This window comes from Curtobacterium sp. Curtsp57 (assembly GCF_047324335.1).
Classification (GTDB): domain Bacteria; phylum Actinomycetota; class Actinomycetes; order Actinomycetales; family Microbacteriaceae; genus Curtobacterium.
Genome location: NZ_CP168511.1, coordinates 3,187,572 through 3,204,048, shown reverse-complemented (window position 1 = coordinate 3,204,048; position 16,477 = coordinate 3,187,572). Strand labels below are relative to the sequence as shown.

Genomic DNA, 16,477 nt, shown 5'->3' with positions numbered 1-16,477 from the left:
CCCCGGACGCTGAATGTATCCCATCATAAACAGGTTGTATCCATTACTACCACCGCCGGATACTGTGGCGGTATGGAGCACTCTGCCGAAGCGCGCGCACAGGAACTCGGTCTCGCCATCCCGGACTACGCGAACCCGCCGTACGGCGGGCGGTACGGCAGTTCGCTCCGCGCGTTCCACCGGACCGGCGACCTGCTGGAGCTCAGCGGCATGACGCCCGAGTCGCGGGACGGCACGATGCTGCACCCCGGTGCCGTCGGCGTCGACATCACCCTCGAACAAGCGCAGGAGGCCGCGCGGTACACGGCGGTGAACGCCCTCGGGATGATCCGGTACGCACTCGGATCGCTCGACGAGGTCGCCGCGCTCTCCCGTGGCCTGTGCTTCGTGCTCTGCCCGCCCGGATTCGAACAGCTCAACCAGGTGTCGAACGCGGCGAGCGACCTGCTCTTCGACGTCTTCGGTCCGGACGTCGGCCGGATGGGCCGCGCGTCCATCGGCGCCACCGCCCTGTCCCGGAGCGCGTGCTTCGAGCTGTGGCTGAGCCTGGAGTGCCGTCCGGGCAGCACCACCGCGTGAGGTCGCTCGCCGAGGCCGGGACCCGCGGCACCGCGTTCTGGCTGCTCGTCCTGGCCTCGACGGCCGGGTACGTCGTGAACGGCGCGAGCACCCCGGTGGTGCCGCGGATCGCCGCCGACCAGCTCGGGACGGACCCAGCGGTCGGTGGCCTGCTCGTCTCGCTGGCCGGCTTCGTCGCGATCGGCGCGATGCCGGTGGCCGGGGTCCTGAGCGACCGGGTCGGCCCGCGGCGCGTACTGGTCGTCGCCGGGCTGCTCGCCGCCGCCGGCCTCGCCGTCGCCCTCGTGGCGCTCAGCGTCCCCGGGCTCGCCGTCAGCCGCGTCGTGTTCGGTGCCGGCAACGCCGCCACAACGACCGCCCTCACCGCCTGGGTCGTCGCAGAGATCCCGGTGGCCCAGCGTGGGCGTGCCCTCGGGCTGTTCGGCCTCGCGGTGTGGGTCGGACTGGCCCTCGGCCCCGTGCTCGGCGAGAACCTCTACCAGACGGCCGGGCACCGTACGGTCTGGATCGTCGCCGTCGGCATCCAGTTGGCGGGGCTCGTCGTGGCGCTCGTCGCACGCGGCGGCTCCGTACCCGCACGCCGGACGTCACCGCGCCCGGTCGGCGCCGGTCTCGCCGTCGCGCTCCGCGCAGTGGTGCGCCCGGGACCAGCCGGGTTGGCCGCGTGGGCCGCCGAGGGGTTCATGATCGCGTTCCTCATCCAGCACCTCGTCGGACAGGGCGTCGGCGCGCAGGGACTGACCGGCGCCGCGAACGTCTTCACGGTCTTCGCCGCGAGCGTCGTCGGCGTGCGTCTGCTCCTCGGCGGCCTGCCCGACCGAGTGGGGCCCGTCCGGACCGCCCGCGTCGCGATGATCGTCCTCGCCACCGGCCTCGTCGTGCTCGCCGTCGCACACGACTTCCCGACCGCCGCAGTGGGTGCCGTGCTCGTCGGCGCCGGGTACTCGCCGCTGTTCCCGACGCTGACCGTCCTCGCCACGACGACGCTCGACGAGCACTCCAGGGCCACGGGCGTCGGCGTCTTCTCCGCGGTCACGAGCGCGGGCTACGCCGTCGGGTCACTGCTCGGCGGCGTGCTCGTCTCGGCGATCGGGTCCGGATGGGCGCTCGTCGCACTCGCGGCGCTGCAGCTCGCGGCGGTGCCGGCACTGGGGCGGCACGACGGCGACCGCCGAGCCGCCCGCGATCTCAGAGGGCGATGACGACGCTCTTCGACTCGCAGAACGCCCGGAGCGCCTCCTCGCCGAGGTCCCGGCCGAGACCGGACTCGCCGACGCCACCGAACGACAGCGCCGGGTCGAACAGGTTGTAGGTGTTCACCCACACCGTCCCCGCGTGCAGTCGCTGTCCCATCCGGTGCGCCCGCGCGAGGTCCTTCGTCCAGACACCGGCCGCGAGGCCGTAGGTCTGGTCGTTCGCGATGGCGATCGCCTCGTCCTCGTCGTCGAACGGGATGACCCCGACGACTGGTCCGAAGATCTCCTCGCGCGCGATGGTCATCGTGTTCGAGACACCGGTGAAGAGCGTGGGCTCGACGTAGTACCCGGGGCGCTCCGGGACGCCGCCGCCGACCGCGACCGTGGCACCCTCGGCCTTCCCCTGCTCGATGTACCCGAGGACCTGCTGCCGCTGCTCCTCGGACACGAGCGGTCCGACGGTGATCCCCCCGTCGAGACCGTCGCCGACCGGTACCTTCCGGACCGCGGCGACGAGGCGCTCGGTGACCTCGTCGAGGACCGAACGCTGGACGAGCAGGCGACTACCGGCGGTGCACATCTGACCCGAGTGGCCGAACGACGCACGCATCGCGGTGACCACGACCGCATCGAGGTCGGCGTCCTCGAAGACGATGTTCGGGCTCTTGCCACCGAGCTCGAGCGTCAGGCGCTTGAAGTCGGCACTCGCGGCGGTCATCACCTTCCGACCGACCTCGGTGCTGCCGGTGAACGACACCTTGTCGACCCCGGGGTGCGCGGTGAGCGCAGCGCCGACCCGGCCGTCACCCGTCAGCACGTTGACGACGCCGGCGGGGACACCGGCCTCCTCGCAGATTGCCGCGATGCGGAGCATCGTGAGCGGCGTCTGCTCGGCGGGCTTCACGACGACCGTGCAGCCGGCGGCGAGCGCCGGCGCGAGCTTGAACGCGCCGGTCATGATCGGGAAGTTCCAGGGCAGGATGAGCGCCGCGACGCCGACCGGTTCGAGCGTGGTGTAGACGTGGTGCTGGCCGCCGTCGACCGGCACCACGGTGCCGGTCAGGCGGGACGGGGCACCGGCGTAGTAGCGGAAGACCCGAGCCGAGGTCGCGGTGTCGGCACGGGAGCGCTCGATCGGCTTGCCGTTGTCGCGCGTCTCGAGCACCGCGAGCTCCTCGAGTCGCTCCTCGATGAGGTCGGCGACGCGGCCCAGGATCCGGCTGCGGTCGTGCGGGCTCATCCCACTCCACCTGCGGTCCTCGTGCGCTCGGCGAGCGGCGGCGACGGCCGCGTCGATCTCGGCGGGACCGGCCTGCGGCACACGGGTGAGCAGGACCTCGGTCGCCGGGTCGAGCACGTCGAGGAGTTCGGCACCGTCGGGGGCGGTCCAGGTGCCGTCGACCAGGAACGGCTCGAGCGGGGCGAGGGGTGCGAGCGTGTCTCTCAAGGCGGATCCTCCGTGTGGGCGGTGCGGGGTCATGGGCGGTCGAGCAGGCGAGCGGGCTCGTCGACCGTGATGCGGGTGAGGACGTCGTCGGGGACGCCGAGGGCGCGGAGCCCCGGCACGACGCGGGCGGTCAGGTGGTCGAGGCCGTGCCCACCGTGGCGGCGGAGTTGTCCCTTGGTCCACGTCGCGTGACCGAACACCCATCGGGTGTCCGGCGCGCTCTCGCGCAGGGCGAGGAAGGCGTCGAGGCGCTGCGGGTCGCTCGCGTTCCGGATCCGGCCGATGTGCGAGCCCTCGTTGCCGAAGCAGAGTTCGAGGACGGCTCCGGCCTGCCCGAGGTCGCGCAGGTAGGGCAGGTCGAGGAACTCGTCGACGGTGGAGAACACCACGCGCGTCGGGTCGACGCCCTCGGCGACGACGTGCTCCAGTACCTCGAGGCCGTTCCGAGCGTCGGCGGCGAGCCGGACCACCACGGACGCGCCGGTGGTCACCGCCGCCCGGGCCGCTGCCGTCAGGCTCGTCCGCTCCTCGACTCCGTCGGGCGTGCCGAACGCGGTGGTCGTGCCCATCAGTCCGAGGATGCCCGCGCGGTAGGCCGCACCGGGCACCGCGTCGGTCAGTGCCCGTTCGAAGAGTCGTTGTCGACCGTCCGTGTCCAGCTCGAGGTACCAGCTGGGCAGCAGCCGCGGCAGGTAGGCCCCGTAGCCGGCGACGATGCCAACGCCGGCGGACCTGGCGAGCTCGGGAAGCCTGGGGTGGTCCGGACCGAAGCCGAGCGAACTCAGGTCGACCGCGAGCCCGAGGCCAGCGGCTCCGGCGATGCGGAGCTCGTCGGCGAGCAGGTCGAGGTCGTCGAGCCGGAGGTTGTCGGCGAGCGCGAGCTGGCTCCAGCGCAGGGCCGAGGCGAGGTCGGCGGTCACGGCCAGGCTCGGCTCGAGGGCCTCGACACCAGGGCGCTGGAGGGCGCTCGCGTCGGTGAGGAGGTGCTCGTGCATCGACACGGTGCCGATCCCGGACGCGGCGACGGAGCCGAGGACGGTCTGGATCACGGAGACCTTTCGTCGCGGTGGACTTGACGGATCCAATCTACATCGGTTTGGATCCTTCTTGTCCGACGGTGTCACGGATCAGTGATGCCGACCCCGAACGTTTACACGCGGACACCTCCCGACACGAGCACGAAACAGGCGGGCAACGACGGCGACACAGCCCCGCACGACACTGGTCGCACTACCTGTCACCCGACAGGTACTCCGCGAAAGGTCTGCAGCCATGCGCTCTCCCGAAGCACCGCTCCACGCACCCCGCGCCACATCCGAGGTCGACGCCCAGGGGCTCGCCCGTCTCGGCTACGAGCAGGAACTCCACCGCGGGGTCGGGTCCTTCTCGTCGTTCGCTGCCGGCTTCTCCTTCGTCTCCATCCTCACCACCGTGTTCCAGCTCTTCGGTCTCGGCTTCGGACTCGGCGGCGCGGCGTTCTTCTGGGCGTGGCCGCTGGTCTTCGGAGGCCAGCTCCTCGTGGCGCTGAACTTCGCGCAGCTCGCCGCACGCTGGCCGATCTCCGGTGCGATCTTCCAGTGGTCGAGCCGGCTCGCCGGACCCCGGTTCGGCTGGTTCACCGGCTGGACGATGATCATCGGGCAGATCCTCACCGTCGCGGTCGCGGCGATCGCCGTCCAGGCGGTCCTGCCGACGATCTGGGCCGGCTTCCAGCTCGTCGGCGGGCCCGGTGCAGATCCCTCCGTCGCCTCACCGACGGGCGCCGCGAACGCGGTGGTCCTCGGACTGGTGATGCTCGCCGTGACGACGGTGGTCAACATCGTGAGCGTCCGCTTCATGGCCCGCGTGACCAGCTTCGGTGTCCTCGTCGAGATCGTCGGCGTCGTCGTCCTGATCGCCGCTCTGTTCCTGCTGCCACACCGTTCGGCCGCGGTGGTGTTCTCGACCGCGGGGTCGACGAGCACCGAGCCGTACGTCTGGGCGTTCCTGGCGTCGTCCCTGATGGCCGCCTACGTGATGGTCGGCTTCGACTCCGCAGGCGAGCTCGCCGAGGAGACGCACAACCCGCGGCGGACCACCCCGAAGACGATCGTCCGCGCGCTCACCGTCTCCGGCCTCGGCGGCGGGCTGCTCATCATCGGCGCCCTCGTCGCCGCCCCGAGTCTGACCGACGGCAGGCTCGCGACCGAGGGCCTCGCGTGGGTGATCACGTCCGCGCTCGGCGAGGTCCCCGGGCGCCTGCTGCTCTGCACCGTCGCGGTCGCCGTGTTCGCCTGCACGCTCGCGGTGCAGACCGCCGGGGCGCGGATGGTCTACTCGATGGCCCGCGAGAAGGCACTGCCCTTCCACCGCACCCTCGCCCGCGTCTCACCCCGCACCGGCACCCCGATCGCCGCCTCGGTCGTCGTGGGGGTCGGCGCCGGCCTGGCCCTCGCCGTGAACATCGGTCAGTCGGCCATCTTCACGGCGCTCTCCAGCCTGTGCATCGCGATGCTCTACCTGGCGTACCTCGGCGTCACCGGCCCTCTGCTCGTCGAGCGCGTCCGCCGTCGCCGGACGGGGCTGACGACGGGCGTCGACGAGGACGGCAGGCCGCTCTTCACCCTCGGCCGCTGGGGGATCCCGCTCAACGCCCTCGCCGTCGCGTTCCAGATCGGCATGGCCGTCAACCTCATCTGGCCCCGCCCGGAGATCTACGACCTGACCGGCCACTCCTGGTGGCTGCAGTACAGCGCGCTGCTGTTCATCGGCGCCGTGCTGCTCGTCGGCTGGGCGTGGTCGTCGTGGCGGCACCGCGCGCACGGTCCGATCACCCTCGCCGAGGTCCCACACACCGCCCCCACTCCCGTCGAGGCATGACCCCGTCGTCCTCCTCGACCGCCAGGACCACCGGAAGGAACCACCGTGCGTGACCTGCACCAGACCGACAGCGTGACCGCCTCGCGCTCGGACGCCCGCGCCCAGGGCGGCGCCACGTCCGACTGGATGCCGTACCTCCCCGCGTCGTCGTCCCCGTTCGCCCCAGAGGGTGTTGATCCGGCCGACCTGGTCTGGGCCGAGACGGTCGCCCCGGGCGGGTACACCCACAAGGTGCTCGCCCGGGGGTCCCGGATCCGGTTCGACGACCCGACCGGTGCGGCCTGCGCCCACCTGCTGGTGTTCAACGCCCTCGAACCGTGGGAGCGGTTGAACGTCGCCGACACCCAGAAGATCCCGTGGCAGGCGTACCTCGGCCAGGGGTCGCCCCTGCTCAGCGGCGACGGCCGGGTACTCGCGACCGTGGTCGAGGACACGTCCGGCCACCACGACGCCTTCTGCGGCACGTCCACCGACGCGTGGAACGAGCGCAAGTACGGCGGCGCTGCACCAGAGGGACCGACGCCGAGCGGACGGTCGCTCTTCGCGAAGGCCGCGGCGAAGCACGGACTGTCGAAGCGGGACCTGCCGCCGAGCATCTCGTTCTTCCAAGGCGTGCGCATCGACCAGGACGGCGCGATGGAGTTCACCGGATCGTCCGGCCCCGGTCACCACGTCACGCTGGTCGCCGAGCTGCCGCTGCTCGTCCTCGTCGCGAACGTCGCCCACCCGATCGACCCCAGCCCCGAGTACGCGGTCGGTCCCCTGCGTGTGCACGCCTGGCGCGGCGCCCCGACCACGGCCGACGACGACCGCTTCAGCGCGTCGCCGGAACTCACCCGCGCCTACCTGAACTCGATCGACCACGCGGAAGCACGAGGCTGCTGATGACCGACACGCTCACGTCCACGGTCCCCGTCGGGGCCGTCCACGCACCCGACGTCCCGCTCGACTGGGGCGAGTCGCTCGTACCAGGGGTCGTGGTCCGCGACGACCGGGTCGCCCCGCTCGCGCCGTGGTCCGCCGTGGTGCGGGCGGGCGAGGTGCTCACCATCGTCGACGTCGGCGGCAACCAGAGCGCCGACTGCCTGGTCTACGACGCGCACGACCCCGACGAGCGCTACAGCGTGCCCGACACGCTGGCGGCCCAGGGCAACGCCTACGTCCGGACCGGCACCGTGCTCATGTCGAACGAGGGCCGTCCGCTGATGACCGTCGTCGCGAACGAGATCGACCGCCAGGACACCATCGGCGGCGCGTGCTCGAAGGAGTCGAACACGCTCCGGTACGGACACCACACGCAGTACCAGCACGGCTGCCGCGAGAACTTCCTCGCCGAGGCCGGTCGGCACGGGCTCGGCGTGCGGGACATCGTGTCGAACCTCAACTGGTTCATGAACGTGCCCGTCGAGGCCGACGGCGCACTCGGCATCGTCGACGGCATGAGCGCCCCGGGCAAGCGGGTCGCCGTCCGCGCCGAGCGCGACGTCCTCGTGATCGTCTCGAACTGCCCGCAGATGAACAACCCGTGCAACGACTTCTCCTGCACCCCGCTCCGCATGATCGTGGTCCAGCCGTGACCGCCGCACTCGACCCCACCGGGAGCGACACCGTGGAACGTGATCCGAACACCGTGCTCGTCGCCAACCGTGGTGAGATCGCCCGTCGCGTGATCCGCTCCGCCAAGGCGCTCGGCATGCGCACCGTCGCCGTCTTCTCGGACGCCGACCGTGCAGCACCGCACGTGCGCGAGGCCGACGTCGCCGTCCGCCTCGGTCCGGCGCCCGCACGCGACTCGTACCTGGACATCGACGCCGTGGTGCGCGCCGCGATGGACACCGGCGCCGGTCTCGTGCACCCCGGTTACGGCTTCCTGTCCGAGAACACCGCGTTCGCCCGCGCGTGCGAGGACGCCGGCATCCGGTTCGTCGGCCCGACGGCCGACCAGATCGTGCAGTTCGGCGCGAAGCACACCGCCCGCGAGCTCGCCGCAGCGGCCGGGGTGCCGATGCTCGCGGGGACCGGTCTCCTGGCGGACGTCGACGAAGCGGTCGCCCAGGCCGAGCGCATCGGCCTGCCCGTCATGCTCAAGGCCACAGGGGGCGGCGGCGGCATCGGCATGCAGGCATGCGCGACGCTCGACGAGGTCCGACAGGCGTACGCGAGCGTCGAGCGCACCGCCTCCGCCGCGTTCGGGTCCGCCGGCATCTTCCTCGAGCGGCTCGTCCGACCGGCGCGCCACGTCGAGGTGCAGCTCTTCGGCGACGGCGAGGGTCGCGTCGCCGTGATCGGCGACCGTGACTGCTCGCTCCAGCGCCGCAACCAGAAGGTGATCGAGGAGGCCCCGGCCCCGGCACTCCCGCGACACGTCCGGGAGGCTCTGCACACGTCCGCCCGTCGGCTCGCCGAGAGTGTCGGGTACCGCAGCGCCGGCACCGTCGAGTTCGTCTACGACCCGGTCCGCGAAGAAGCGTCCTTCCTGGAGGTGAACACCCGGCTGCAGGTCGAGCACCCGGTGACCGAGGAGGTCTTCGGCGTCGACCTCGTCGAGCTCATGCTCCGCCTGGCCCGCGACGGCGCCACCGGCATCGAGCCCGATGTCTTCACGCGCAGCTGGACCCCGACCGGGCACGCCGTCGAGGCCCGGGTCTACGCCGAGGACCCGGCGAAGGGATCACTCCCCTCGAGCGGCCTCGTCACCCAGGCGGTGTTCCCTGATCGCGCCGGCGTCCGCGTCGACGGCTGGGTCGAGACGGGCTCCGAGGTGTCCGCGTTCTACGACCCGATGCTCGCCAAGGTCATCGCCACCGGGGAGACCAGGGACGACGCCCTCGACCTCCTCCGCGACGCCCTCGCCGACACCCGCGTCGACGGCATCGTCACGAACGCCGGGCTCCTGCGCTCCCTGACCGACGACCTCGAGCTGCGGACCGCCACGCACTCCACCTCGACGCTCGACGCGACCGACGATCCGGATCCGCGCATCGACGTCGTGGTGGCCGGCACCATGACGACGATCCAGGACCTCCCGGGTCGGGTCGGGTACTGGCAGGTCGGTGTCCCGCCGAGCGGACCCTTCGACGCCGCGTCGTTCGCGGAGGCGAACCGTGCCGTGGGCAACCCGGACGGCGCTCCAGCCCTGGAGATCACGGCGACCGGCCCGACCCTGCGCTTCTCGACCGCCGGTGTGGTCGCCCTCACCGGCGCTCCGGTGCCAGCCGCCCTCGACGGCGAGCCGCTGTCGCTGTGGGAACCGGTCGAGGTCGGCGCAGGGCAGACCCTCACGGTCGGCACCGCCCCGGGGCCCGGGCTCCGCAGCTACCTGGCGGTCCGCGGCGGCTTCGACGTCCCGACGTACCTCGGCTCGGCCGCGACGTTCACGCTCGGCGGCTTCGGCGGCCACGCCGGTCGGGCGCTGCTCGCCGGCGACGTCCTGCGACCGGGGTCACCGGACTCGGACGCGCAGCACCCCGCCTTCCCCGCCGGCACGAGGCTGGGGCTGGTCAGTGGCCCGACCCCCGCCGAACGGCGCACCGCACTCACCGACACGTGGGAGATCGCCGTCACCGAGGGGCCGCACGCGGCGCCGGACTTCTTCACCCGCGCCGACCTCGACGTCTTCTACGCCACCGACTACGCCGTGCACCACAACTCCGCCCGCACCGGGATCCGGCTCATCGGGCCCCGGCCTGGCTGGGCGCGGACCGACGGCGGGGAGGCGGGCCTGCACCCCTCGAACATCCACGACACCCCGTACGCGGTCGGCGCGATCGACTTCACGGGCGACACCCCGATCATCCTCGGGCCGGACGGGCCCTCGCTCGGCGGGTTCGTCTGTCCGGCGGTGGTCGCCAGCGGCGACCTGTGGAAGCTCGGCCAGCTCCGACCGGGCGACACGGTCCGGTTCGTCCCCGTCCGCGAAGCCGACGCCGCCGCGCTCGAGGCGAACCGAGCCTCCAGGTCGGTGCCGCGCACCGGAGGTGACGGCGACGACGGGGTGATCGCGCGCCTGGACGCGACACCCGCCCGACCGGGCGTCGCGTACCGGCGTGACGGCGACGACAACGTGCTCGTCGAGTACGGCGACATGACCCTCGACATCGCGCTGCGGATGCGTGTCCACGCCCTCATGACGAAGCTGCAGGAGGAGGCGCCGGAGGGGATCCTCGACGTCACCCCCGGCATCCGCTCGCTGCAGGTGCACACCGACGCCTCGGTGCTGAAGGCGAGCACGATGGCCGGACTCCTCCGCGAGCTCGAGGACGAGATCCCGCCGACCGACCAGCTCGTCGTGCCGTCGCGCACCGTCAAGCTGCCGCTGTCCTGGGACGACCCGGCCACCCGGCTCGCGATCGAGCGGTACATGGCCGGTGTCCGGGACGACGCCCCGTGGACGCCGTGGAACATCGAGTTCATCCGTCGGGTCAACGGGCTCGACAGCGTGGACGACGTGTTCCGCACCGTGTTCGATGCGAGCTACCTCGTGCTCGGCCTGGGCGACGTGTACCTCGGCGCACCGGTCGCCACACCACTCGACCCGCGGCACCGCCTCGTCACGACGAAGTACAACCCGGCTCGTACCTGGACGGCCGAGAACTCGGTCGGCATCGGCGGTGCCTACCTCTGCATCTACGGCATGGAAGGGCCGGGCGGCTACCAGTTCGTCGGCCGCACCGTGCAGATCTGGAACCGGTTCCGCCGCGGCGGCCTGTTCCAGGAGGACCCGTGGGCGCTGCGGTTCTTCGACCGCATCGAGTGGTACCCGGTCGGCGCCGAGGAGCTGCTCGAACTGCGCGCCGAGACCGACGCCGGCCGTGGGTCCTTCGAGACCGTCGACGGCGAGTTCTCGATCGCGTCGTACAACCGGTTCCTCAGCGACAACGCTGCCTCGATCGCGGACTTCCGGGCGCAGCAGACCCGGGCGTTCGACGAGGAGAAGGACCGGTGGCGGGCCTCGGGCGAGTTCGACGTCCGCGACGAACCGGCCGTGGTCGTGCCCGACGAGGTGGTCCTGCCCGCCGGCGCGACCGCGGTGACCGCGCCGTTCACCTCGACCGTGTGGCAGGTGGACGTCCGACCGGGCGACCGGGTGGACGAAGGACAGCGGCTGCTGGCCGTGGAGGCGATGAAGATGGAATCGATGGTGCACGCACCCGTGGAAGGACACGTGTTGGAGATCTACATCAAGCCGGGCGACCAGGTCGCACCAGGACAGGTCCTGGCAGCGATCGGGAGTGCCGCGTGACCGGGGTCGTCGGCGAACCCGGCACGGCCGCGGAGCGCGTCCACGCCGCCTTCGACCGGATCGACGCCGTGGACCGACCCGAGGTCTGGATCACGCTGCGCGACCGGGCCGCCGTCCTGGCGGAGGCCGAGTCCGTCGACCGGTCGCTGCCCCTCGCCGGGATGCTCTTCGCGGTGAAGGACAACATCGACGTCGCCGGACTGCCCACCACCGCGGCCGCCCGGTCGTACGCGTACACGCCGACGGCCGACGCGACCGCGGTCGCCCGGCTCCGTGCCGCGGGCGCGGTCGTCGTCGGCAAGACGAACCTCGACCAGTTCGCCACCGGCCTGGTCGGCACCCGCTCCCCCTTCGGCGCCGTCCGGAACGCCTGGGACCCGACCCGGATCTCCGGAGGTTCCTCGAGCGGCAGCGCGACGGCCGTCGCCCTCGGTGTCGTCGACTTCGCACTCGGCACCGACACCGCGGGCTCCGGACGCGTCCCCGCCGCGCTCAACCACCTGGTCGGTGTGAAGCCCACCAAGGGCCTCGTCCCGAACACCGGCGTCGTCCCCGCCTGCCGGTCGCAGGACTGCGTCACCGTCTTCGCGCGGTCCCTCGACCTCGCCCGGACGGCCACCGAGCTGATGGCCGGGCCGGACGGCGTCGACCCGCTCGCCCGGACGGACGCCGCCCTGACCGACGGCTCCCTCGTCGTCCTTCCCGCCGTGCCGCGCATCGCCGTCCCGCTGCCGTCGCAGCTCGACGGGCTCGCGCCAGGCTGGAGCGAGGCGTTCGAGCGGGCGGTCGACCGGTTCCGCGCCCTCGGCCACGAGATCGTCGAGGTCGACATCGCACCGCTGCTCGACGCCGCGACGCTCCTCTACGACGGCGCGTTCGTCGCCGAGCGGTACGCGGCGGTCGGCGCCCACATCGAGGCGCACCGGGACGAGATCGGCGACGACCTCGACCCGACGGTCGCCGGGATCGTCCTCGGCGGAGCGGCCCCCACCGCCGCGGAGCTCTTCGCCGACCAGGAGCGGCTCGACGCGTTCGGCGCTGCCGGTCGCGCGGCCCTCGACGGCACCACCGCGCTCCTCACCCCCACCACGACGTGGCACCCGACCCTGGACGAGGTCGCTGCCGACCCGATCGGCGCGAACAGCCGGATGGGGCGGTACACGAACTTCGCGAACCTGCTCGACATGGCGTCGCTCGCGGTGCCGGCCGGCTTCGTCGACGGGCTGCCGTTCGGCGTCATGCTGACCGGACCCGCGTTCAGCGACCGCCGCCTCGCCGCGCTGGCCGCGGACTTCGCCGCGCCGACGATCGACCTGCTCGTCGTCGGCGCACACCTGCGGGACCAGCCGCTGAACGGGCAGCTCGTCGCCGCGGGCGGCACGTTCGTCCGGGAGGCACGCACCGCCTCCGACTACCGGCTGTACGCCCTCGACACGGTGCCGCCCAAGCCTGGGCTGGTCCGGTCGGGTCCGGTCCCGCCGGCGGCGCCGGCCTCCGATCCCGGCTCGATCGCCGGTGAGGTGTGGCGACTCCCTGCCGCCGGCTTCGGGACCTTCGTCGCGGCGCTCCCGGCGCCGATGGCGATCGGTTCGGTGACGCTCGACGACGGGACCACGGTCACCGGGTTCACCGTCGAGGCGCACGCCGTCGAGGGCGCCGAGGACATCACGCGCCACGGCGGCTGGCGCGCCTACCGGCACGCTGCTCGGGAGCACGTTTGACGCTCGGATGTGAGGATGGTGGCATGTCCTCCGACGACCGGCCCGCCCGTATCGGCAGACCCCGTGTCGTCCCGGACACGGCGTCCGGATTGAGCCCTCGCGACCAGATCCTCGACGCCGCCGCGGCCCTGTTCGTCGAGAACGGCTTCAGCGCCACCTCGACCCGGGCGATCGCCGAGCGTGTCGGGATCCGACAGGCATCGCTCTACCACCACTTCGCCGGCAAGGACGAGGTGCTCGTCGAGCTGCTCGCGACCTCGGTGCGCCCGAGCCTCGACGTGGTGCGCGGCCTCGAAGAGCGTGTCCACGGCTCCGTCTCCGCCGCGGGCGCCCTCGCCGCACTCGCGCTCATCGACATCGACACGCTCTCCCGCACGCCCCACAACATCGGGACGCTCTACCTGCTGCCGGAGGTGCAGGGCGACCGGTACGAGGGCTTCCGTGCCGACCGTCAGGAGCTCAGGGACGCGTACGGACGGCTCGGTGCCCTGGCCGCGACGGACGACGTCCGTGGAGCGGTACCGCCCGAGCTCCTGGGCGGCATCCTCATCCAGCTCGCGGAGACCGTCATCCAGTTGCGCCGCACTGCGGAGGTCGACGAGCAGGCGCGGGAGGCGATCACCGGCGCGTGCCTCCGAGCGTGCGGGCTCGGCGCCGACGCCGTCGGCGACGCGCGACGGGAGGCCGATGCGCTGCTCGCTGCCGCTTCGGTCTGAGCGCACGAGCAACTTCCCGCTGTCGCACCAGTCGTCGATCGCGTCGCGTTGGTACGGGGCTCGCCTCCCGACGAGCCCAAACCGCCGTCCGGGCGGGTGCGGCTAGAGTTCGAACGATCCGCTCCGAAGCCAACTCGGACGCCAGGTCGGTCATCGTCTGCGTCCGCGCGACACAGGGAGACCAGATGAACGCCAACACCCGGACCGCGCTGTGGTTCGCAACACCCGTCGTGCTCATCGCCATCGCGGTGGCGATACTCCTGTTCGACCTGCCCGGCCTCGCGTGGCTGTCGGTCCTGGTCGTGCTCGGCATCGCGGCCGCGGTCTTCGCCGTCGCGGCACGACCACGATGACCCCGTCAGCCCCGTGACGCACATCGCAGTCTGACCGGCCCGCGCGGGCACAGGGCGTTGACTACGCCCATGATCACCAAGAGCACGATCCACGAGATCGAGAACGCGACCGTCCGGGACCGCGACGGAGCGTCGGTCGGCAAGGTCGCGCAGGTGTTCCCTTCCGACTCGGACGGCAGCGCTGCGTTCGTGAGCGTCGCGACCGGGATCTTCGGGGGTCACACCACGCTCGTCCCGGTCGAGGACGCCACGTTCGACGGCACGGACCTGCACGTCGGGTACGCGAAGAGCGCGGTCAAGGGCGCGCCCTCCCCCGGAGCCGGGAACACCCTGTCCCTCGCCGAGGAAAACGCCGTGCGCAAACACTTCGGGCTGTCCCCCGCAGTCAAGGCGACCGGCGACATGGGCGATCCGCACGAGAACCTCGACCAGGCCGGTACCGGTCCGGCGGGCGCGGACGACACCGAGGGCGCGGGGACGACGCCGCCGGCGTGACGAAGCTCCCCACCTCGGCCGGGCTCCAGATCCGACCTGGAGGCTCGACTCGACTCCGCCAGGTGGGCCGCGTTGGTCTCCTGGTCACCCCTCAGGCGTCCGCCGCACCTCCTGCTCCACGAGCGTCGCGGCGATCCGATCAGCCGCGCCCGGAGCCTTCGCGAGCGCGTGGACCACGGCGGTGACACCACCCGCACTGGCGATCACTGCCCCCGCGGCTCGAACCTCACCGTTGATCCAGACGGCTCCTCCCGAGCGCTGCCAACTCACGGTGCGACAGCTCGGGGCACCTGGCTCGAGCGCCCAGTCGGCGTAGCGGCAGAGGTCGTCGAACGTCGACCACACCCCACCTGCCGCCGCGAACGACCCCGCACCGAGCATCCACGGCCGGATCGCGCGGCCGAGGAGTCTCGGCATGACGCGATCCGACGGATCGGGCTCGAGCGCGGCCGACGTGATGCCGGCCGGCTGCAGGACGTGTTCCCGCACTGCGGCGTACCAGTCCCCGTGCACCTCGTCGAGGACGGCACCCAGGAGCGCGTACCCGAGGTTCGGGTACACGTACTGCCCTCGAGGCGAGACCGGGAGCGCGGCTGCCAGGTCCAGCGGAACACCCACGGCCGAGCGGTACGGGTCGCGGAAGAGACTGTCCCGGATCGTTGCCGGCACCCGTGGAAGCCCGGAGGTGTGGTGGACGAGGTCGGCGATGGTCATCGCGGCATCGGGCACAGCGGGGAGGTAGTCCGCGACCGGTCGCTCGACCTCGAGGGTGATCGAAGCTGTCGTCCCGACGAGCCCTTTCGTGATGCTGCCCCACTCGAGCAACGATGCGTCAGCGTAGGGCCCGTTGGGCTCTCGGACGGTCCGCCACCCATCGGCTGCACGAAGACTTGCACGCCACAGTCCACCAGGTACATTGCCGTTCACATTCCGGGACGCTAGCGTCGGTGCCGTGTCTGGAGCAATGGTGATCACGCTGATGGCCGAGATCGGCGCAGCAGTACTCGTCGCCTGGGTGACGTGGCGAGCCGCAGTCGGATCGCTGGGTCGGAACGGGTTCGCGGGGGTCCGGACCAGGATCACGATGTCCAGCGACCGGGCCTGGCGGACAGGGCACCGCGCCGCGCTGCGTCCGACGCTCATCTCTGGGTTGATCACCGTCGCCTGGTGCGTGCTGAGCATCCTCATCGCCCCGCTTCGTACGCCGTCGTCGGTGATCGTCGCCTCGGTCCTGCTCGTGGGCGGAGCCCTCCTGTCCATCCCAGCGGCACACAGGGCCGTGCGCCGAGCATCGGGCGACGCGGTCGACACGCCTCAGCCCCCACGCCGCGATGTGTGATCGCTGAACGCCGGAAGCGAGGCGTCCAGGAAGATGAACGGGACCACGCGGACGCGTCGGTCAGAGAGGGCACCGTGACGGACACCACCAGCAACGCCGGACTGCAGGCGATGATCGCCCGCGCCGGGCAGATCACCGCCGAAGAGGCAGAGGCGCTCGACGTCACTTGGAAGGCCGACGAGGGGATCTTGCTGCCGGAACCGAGCGCATCGCTCGCGATCCAGGGAGGGGCGGACGGACGGATGGTCACGAACGCCGACCTCGTCGCCACATGGCAGCACGCGCTCGAAGCCGCTGGCGCTGCGGGACGCGTCGAGGAGATCGAGGCTGCGCAAGAGGCCGGACGCGCGGTGCGGCACTCGGACGCGCACCTGCGCGACCGCGCTGGCGCCGAGGAAGCCGTGCGGTCCGCGGTGCTCGCGACCGGGGTGCGTGATCTCGTCTCCGACGATGAGTTCGCCACGCTCACGGCGGCCTGGCGGAAGGTGCTCGGCGAGGTTTGACCCGCCGCAATCGCTCTCAACGCTGAA

At 72.0% G+C, this 16,477-nt stretch carries 15 protein-coding genes; 12 read left to right on the top strand and 3 right to left on the bottom strand.

Annotation, left to right across the window (positions count from 1 at the left end; all coding sequences use genetic code 11):
* Window positions 1-72 precede the first annotated feature (72 nt).
* Complete coding sequence (locus ACEN9V_RS15490; protein ID WP_413601038.1) at window positions 73-579, top strand: RidA family protein; 507 nt, start codon at window positions 73-75, stop codon at window positions 577-579.
* Window positions 576-1,781: an MFS transporter gene (locus ACEN9V_RS15485; protein ID WP_413601037.1), complete on the top strand. Its 1,206-nt coding sequence runs from the start codon at window positions 576-578 to the stop codon at window positions 1,779-1,781. Before ACEN9V_RS15490 ends, ACEN9V_RS15485 begins: the two co-directional genes overlap by 4 nt.
* On the opposite strand, the gene ACEN9V_RS15480 is transcribed toward ACEN9V_RS15485, so the two are convergent.
* The gene (locus ACEN9V_RS15480) at window positions 1,768-3,222 is read right to left on the bottom strand and encodes an aldehyde dehydrogenase family protein (protein ID WP_413601036.1); all 1,455 of its coding nucleotides are present in this window, start codon (window positions 3,220-3,222) and stop codon (window positions 1,768-1,770) included. The two genes, ACEN9V_RS15485 and ACEN9V_RS15480, sit on opposite strands and share 14 nt — an antisense overlap.
* Before the next feature lie 29 nt (window positions 3,223-3,251).
* A complete protein-coding gene (locus tag ACEN9V_RS15475; RefSeq protein ID WP_413601035.1) occupies window positions 3,252-4,271 on the bottom strand; it encodes a hypothetical protein in 1,020 nt (339 codons plus the stop codon).
* Between the two features lie 223 nt (window positions 4,272-4,494).
* Here ACEN9V_RS15475 and ACEN9V_RS15470 point away from each other — a divergent pair, with 223 nt between their 5' ends.
* The 8 genes from ACEN9V_RS15470 to ACEN9V_RS15435 all read left to right on the top strand — a co-directional run bounded on the left by ACEN9V_RS15470 (window position 4,495) and on the right by ACEN9V_RS15435 (window position 14,608).
* Window positions 4,495-6,081 carry an amino acid permease gene (locus ACEN9V_RS15470; RefSeq protein ID WP_413601034.1) on the top strand — a complete coding sequence of 529 codons (1,587 nt, stop codon included), beginning with the start codon at window positions 4,495-4,497 and terminating at the stop codon, window positions 6,079-6,081.
* A 45-nt stretch (window positions 6,082-6,126) separates the two neighbouring features.
* Window positions 6,127-6,966, top strand: a complete 840-nt coding sequence (locus ACEN9V_RS15465; RefSeq protein ID WP_413601033.1) for an urea amidolyase associated protein UAAP1 — start codon at window positions 6,127-6,129, stop codon at window positions 6,964-6,966.
* The gene (locus tag ACEN9V_RS15460; protein ID WP_413601032.1) at window positions 6,966-7,658 is read left to right on the top strand and encodes an urea amidolyase associated protein UAAP2; all 693 of its coding nucleotides are present in this window, start codon (window positions 6,966-6,968) and stop codon (window positions 7,656-7,658) included. The genes ACEN9V_RS15465 and ACEN9V_RS15460 overlap by 1 nt, the downstream gene beginning before the upstream one ends.
* Entirely contained in the window at window positions 7,655-11,323 is a 3,669-nt protein-coding gene (uca, locus tag ACEN9V_RS15455; protein WP_413601031.1) for an urea carboxylase, read from the top strand. The genes ACEN9V_RS15460 and uca overlap by 4 nt, the downstream gene beginning before the upstream one ends.
* A complete protein-coding gene (gene atzF / locus ACEN9V_RS15450; protein WP_413601030.1) occupies window positions 11,320-13,044 on the top strand; it encodes an allophanate hydrolase in 1,725 nt (574 codons plus the stop codon). Before uca ends, atzF begins: the two co-directional genes overlap by 4 nt.
* A gap of 23 nt (window positions 13,045-13,067) precedes the next feature.
* Window positions 13,068-13,760: a helix-turn-helix domain-containing protein gene (locus ACEN9V_RS15445; protein ID WP_413601029.1), complete on the top strand. Its 693-nt coding sequence runs from the start codon at window positions 13,068-13,070 to the stop codon at window positions 13,758-13,760.
* Between the two features lie 185 nt (window positions 13,761-13,945).
* Window positions 13,946-14,113 (top strand): hypothetical protein, encoded by a 168-nt coding sequence (locus ACEN9V_RS15440; protein WP_413601028.1) that lies wholly within the window; start codon window positions 13,946-13,948, stop codon window positions 14,111-14,113.
* A gap of 69 nt (window positions 14,114-14,182) precedes the next feature.
* The gene (locus ACEN9V_RS15435) at window positions 14,183-14,608 is read left to right on the top strand and encodes a PRC-barrel domain-containing protein (protein ID WP_413601027.1); all 426 of its coding nucleotides are present in this window, start codon (window positions 14,183-14,185) and stop codon (window positions 14,606-14,608) included.
* Window positions 14,609-14,692: 84 nt separating this feature from the next.
* Here ACEN9V_RS15435 and ACEN9V_RS15430 read toward each other — a convergent pair whose 3' ends face one another.
* The gene (locus ACEN9V_RS15430) at window positions 14,693-15,535 is read right to left on the bottom strand and encodes a serine hydrolase domain-containing protein (protein WP_413601026.1); all 843 of its coding nucleotides are present in this window, start codon (window positions 15,533-15,535) and stop codon (window positions 14,693-14,695) included.
* Window positions 15,536-15,560: 25 nt separating this feature from the next.
* Here ACEN9V_RS15430 and ACEN9V_RS15425 point away from each other — a divergent pair, with 25 nt between their 5' ends.
* Together ACEN9V_RS15425 and ACEN9V_RS15420 are read left to right on the top strand one after the other, a co-directional pair.
* Window positions 15,561-15,947 (top strand): SdpI family protein, encoded by a 387-nt coding sequence (locus ACEN9V_RS15425; protein WP_413601025.1) that lies wholly within the window; start codon window positions 15,561-15,563, stop codon window positions 15,945-15,947.
* A gap of 74 nt (window positions 15,948-16,021) precedes the next feature.
* Window positions 16,022-16,450 (top strand): hypothetical protein, encoded by a 429-nt coding sequence (locus tag ACEN9V_RS15420; RefSeq protein WP_413601024.1) that lies wholly within the window; start codon window positions 16,022-16,024, stop codon window positions 16,448-16,450.
* Window positions 16,451-16,477 lie beyond the last annotated feature (27 nt).

Coding starts and splice junctions, on each gene's coding strand:
- ACEN9V_RS15445 (WP_413601029.1), top strand. CDS start 13,068: ATGTCCTCCGACGACCGGCCCGCCCGTATCGGCAGACCCCGTGTCGTC.
- ACEN9V_RS15440 (WP_413601028.1), top strand. CDS start 13,946: ATGAACGCCAACACCCGGACCGCGCTGTGGTTCGCAACACCCGTCGTG.
- ACEN9V_RS15460 (WP_413601032.1), top strand. CDS start 6,966: ATGACCGACACGCTCACGTCCACGGTCCCCGTCGGGGCCGTCCACGCA.
- ACEN9V_RS15435 (WP_413601027.1), top strand. CDS start 14,183: ATGATCACCAAGAGCACGATCCACGAGATCGAGAACGCGACCGTCCGG.
- ACEN9V_RS15470 (WP_413601034.1), top strand. CDS start 4,495: ATGCGCTCTCCCGAAGCACCGCTCCACGCACCCCGCGCCACATCCGAG.
- ACEN9V_RS15490 (WP_413601038.1), top strand. CDS start 73: ATGGAGCACTCTGCCGAAGCGCGCGCACAGGAACTCGGTCTCGCCATC.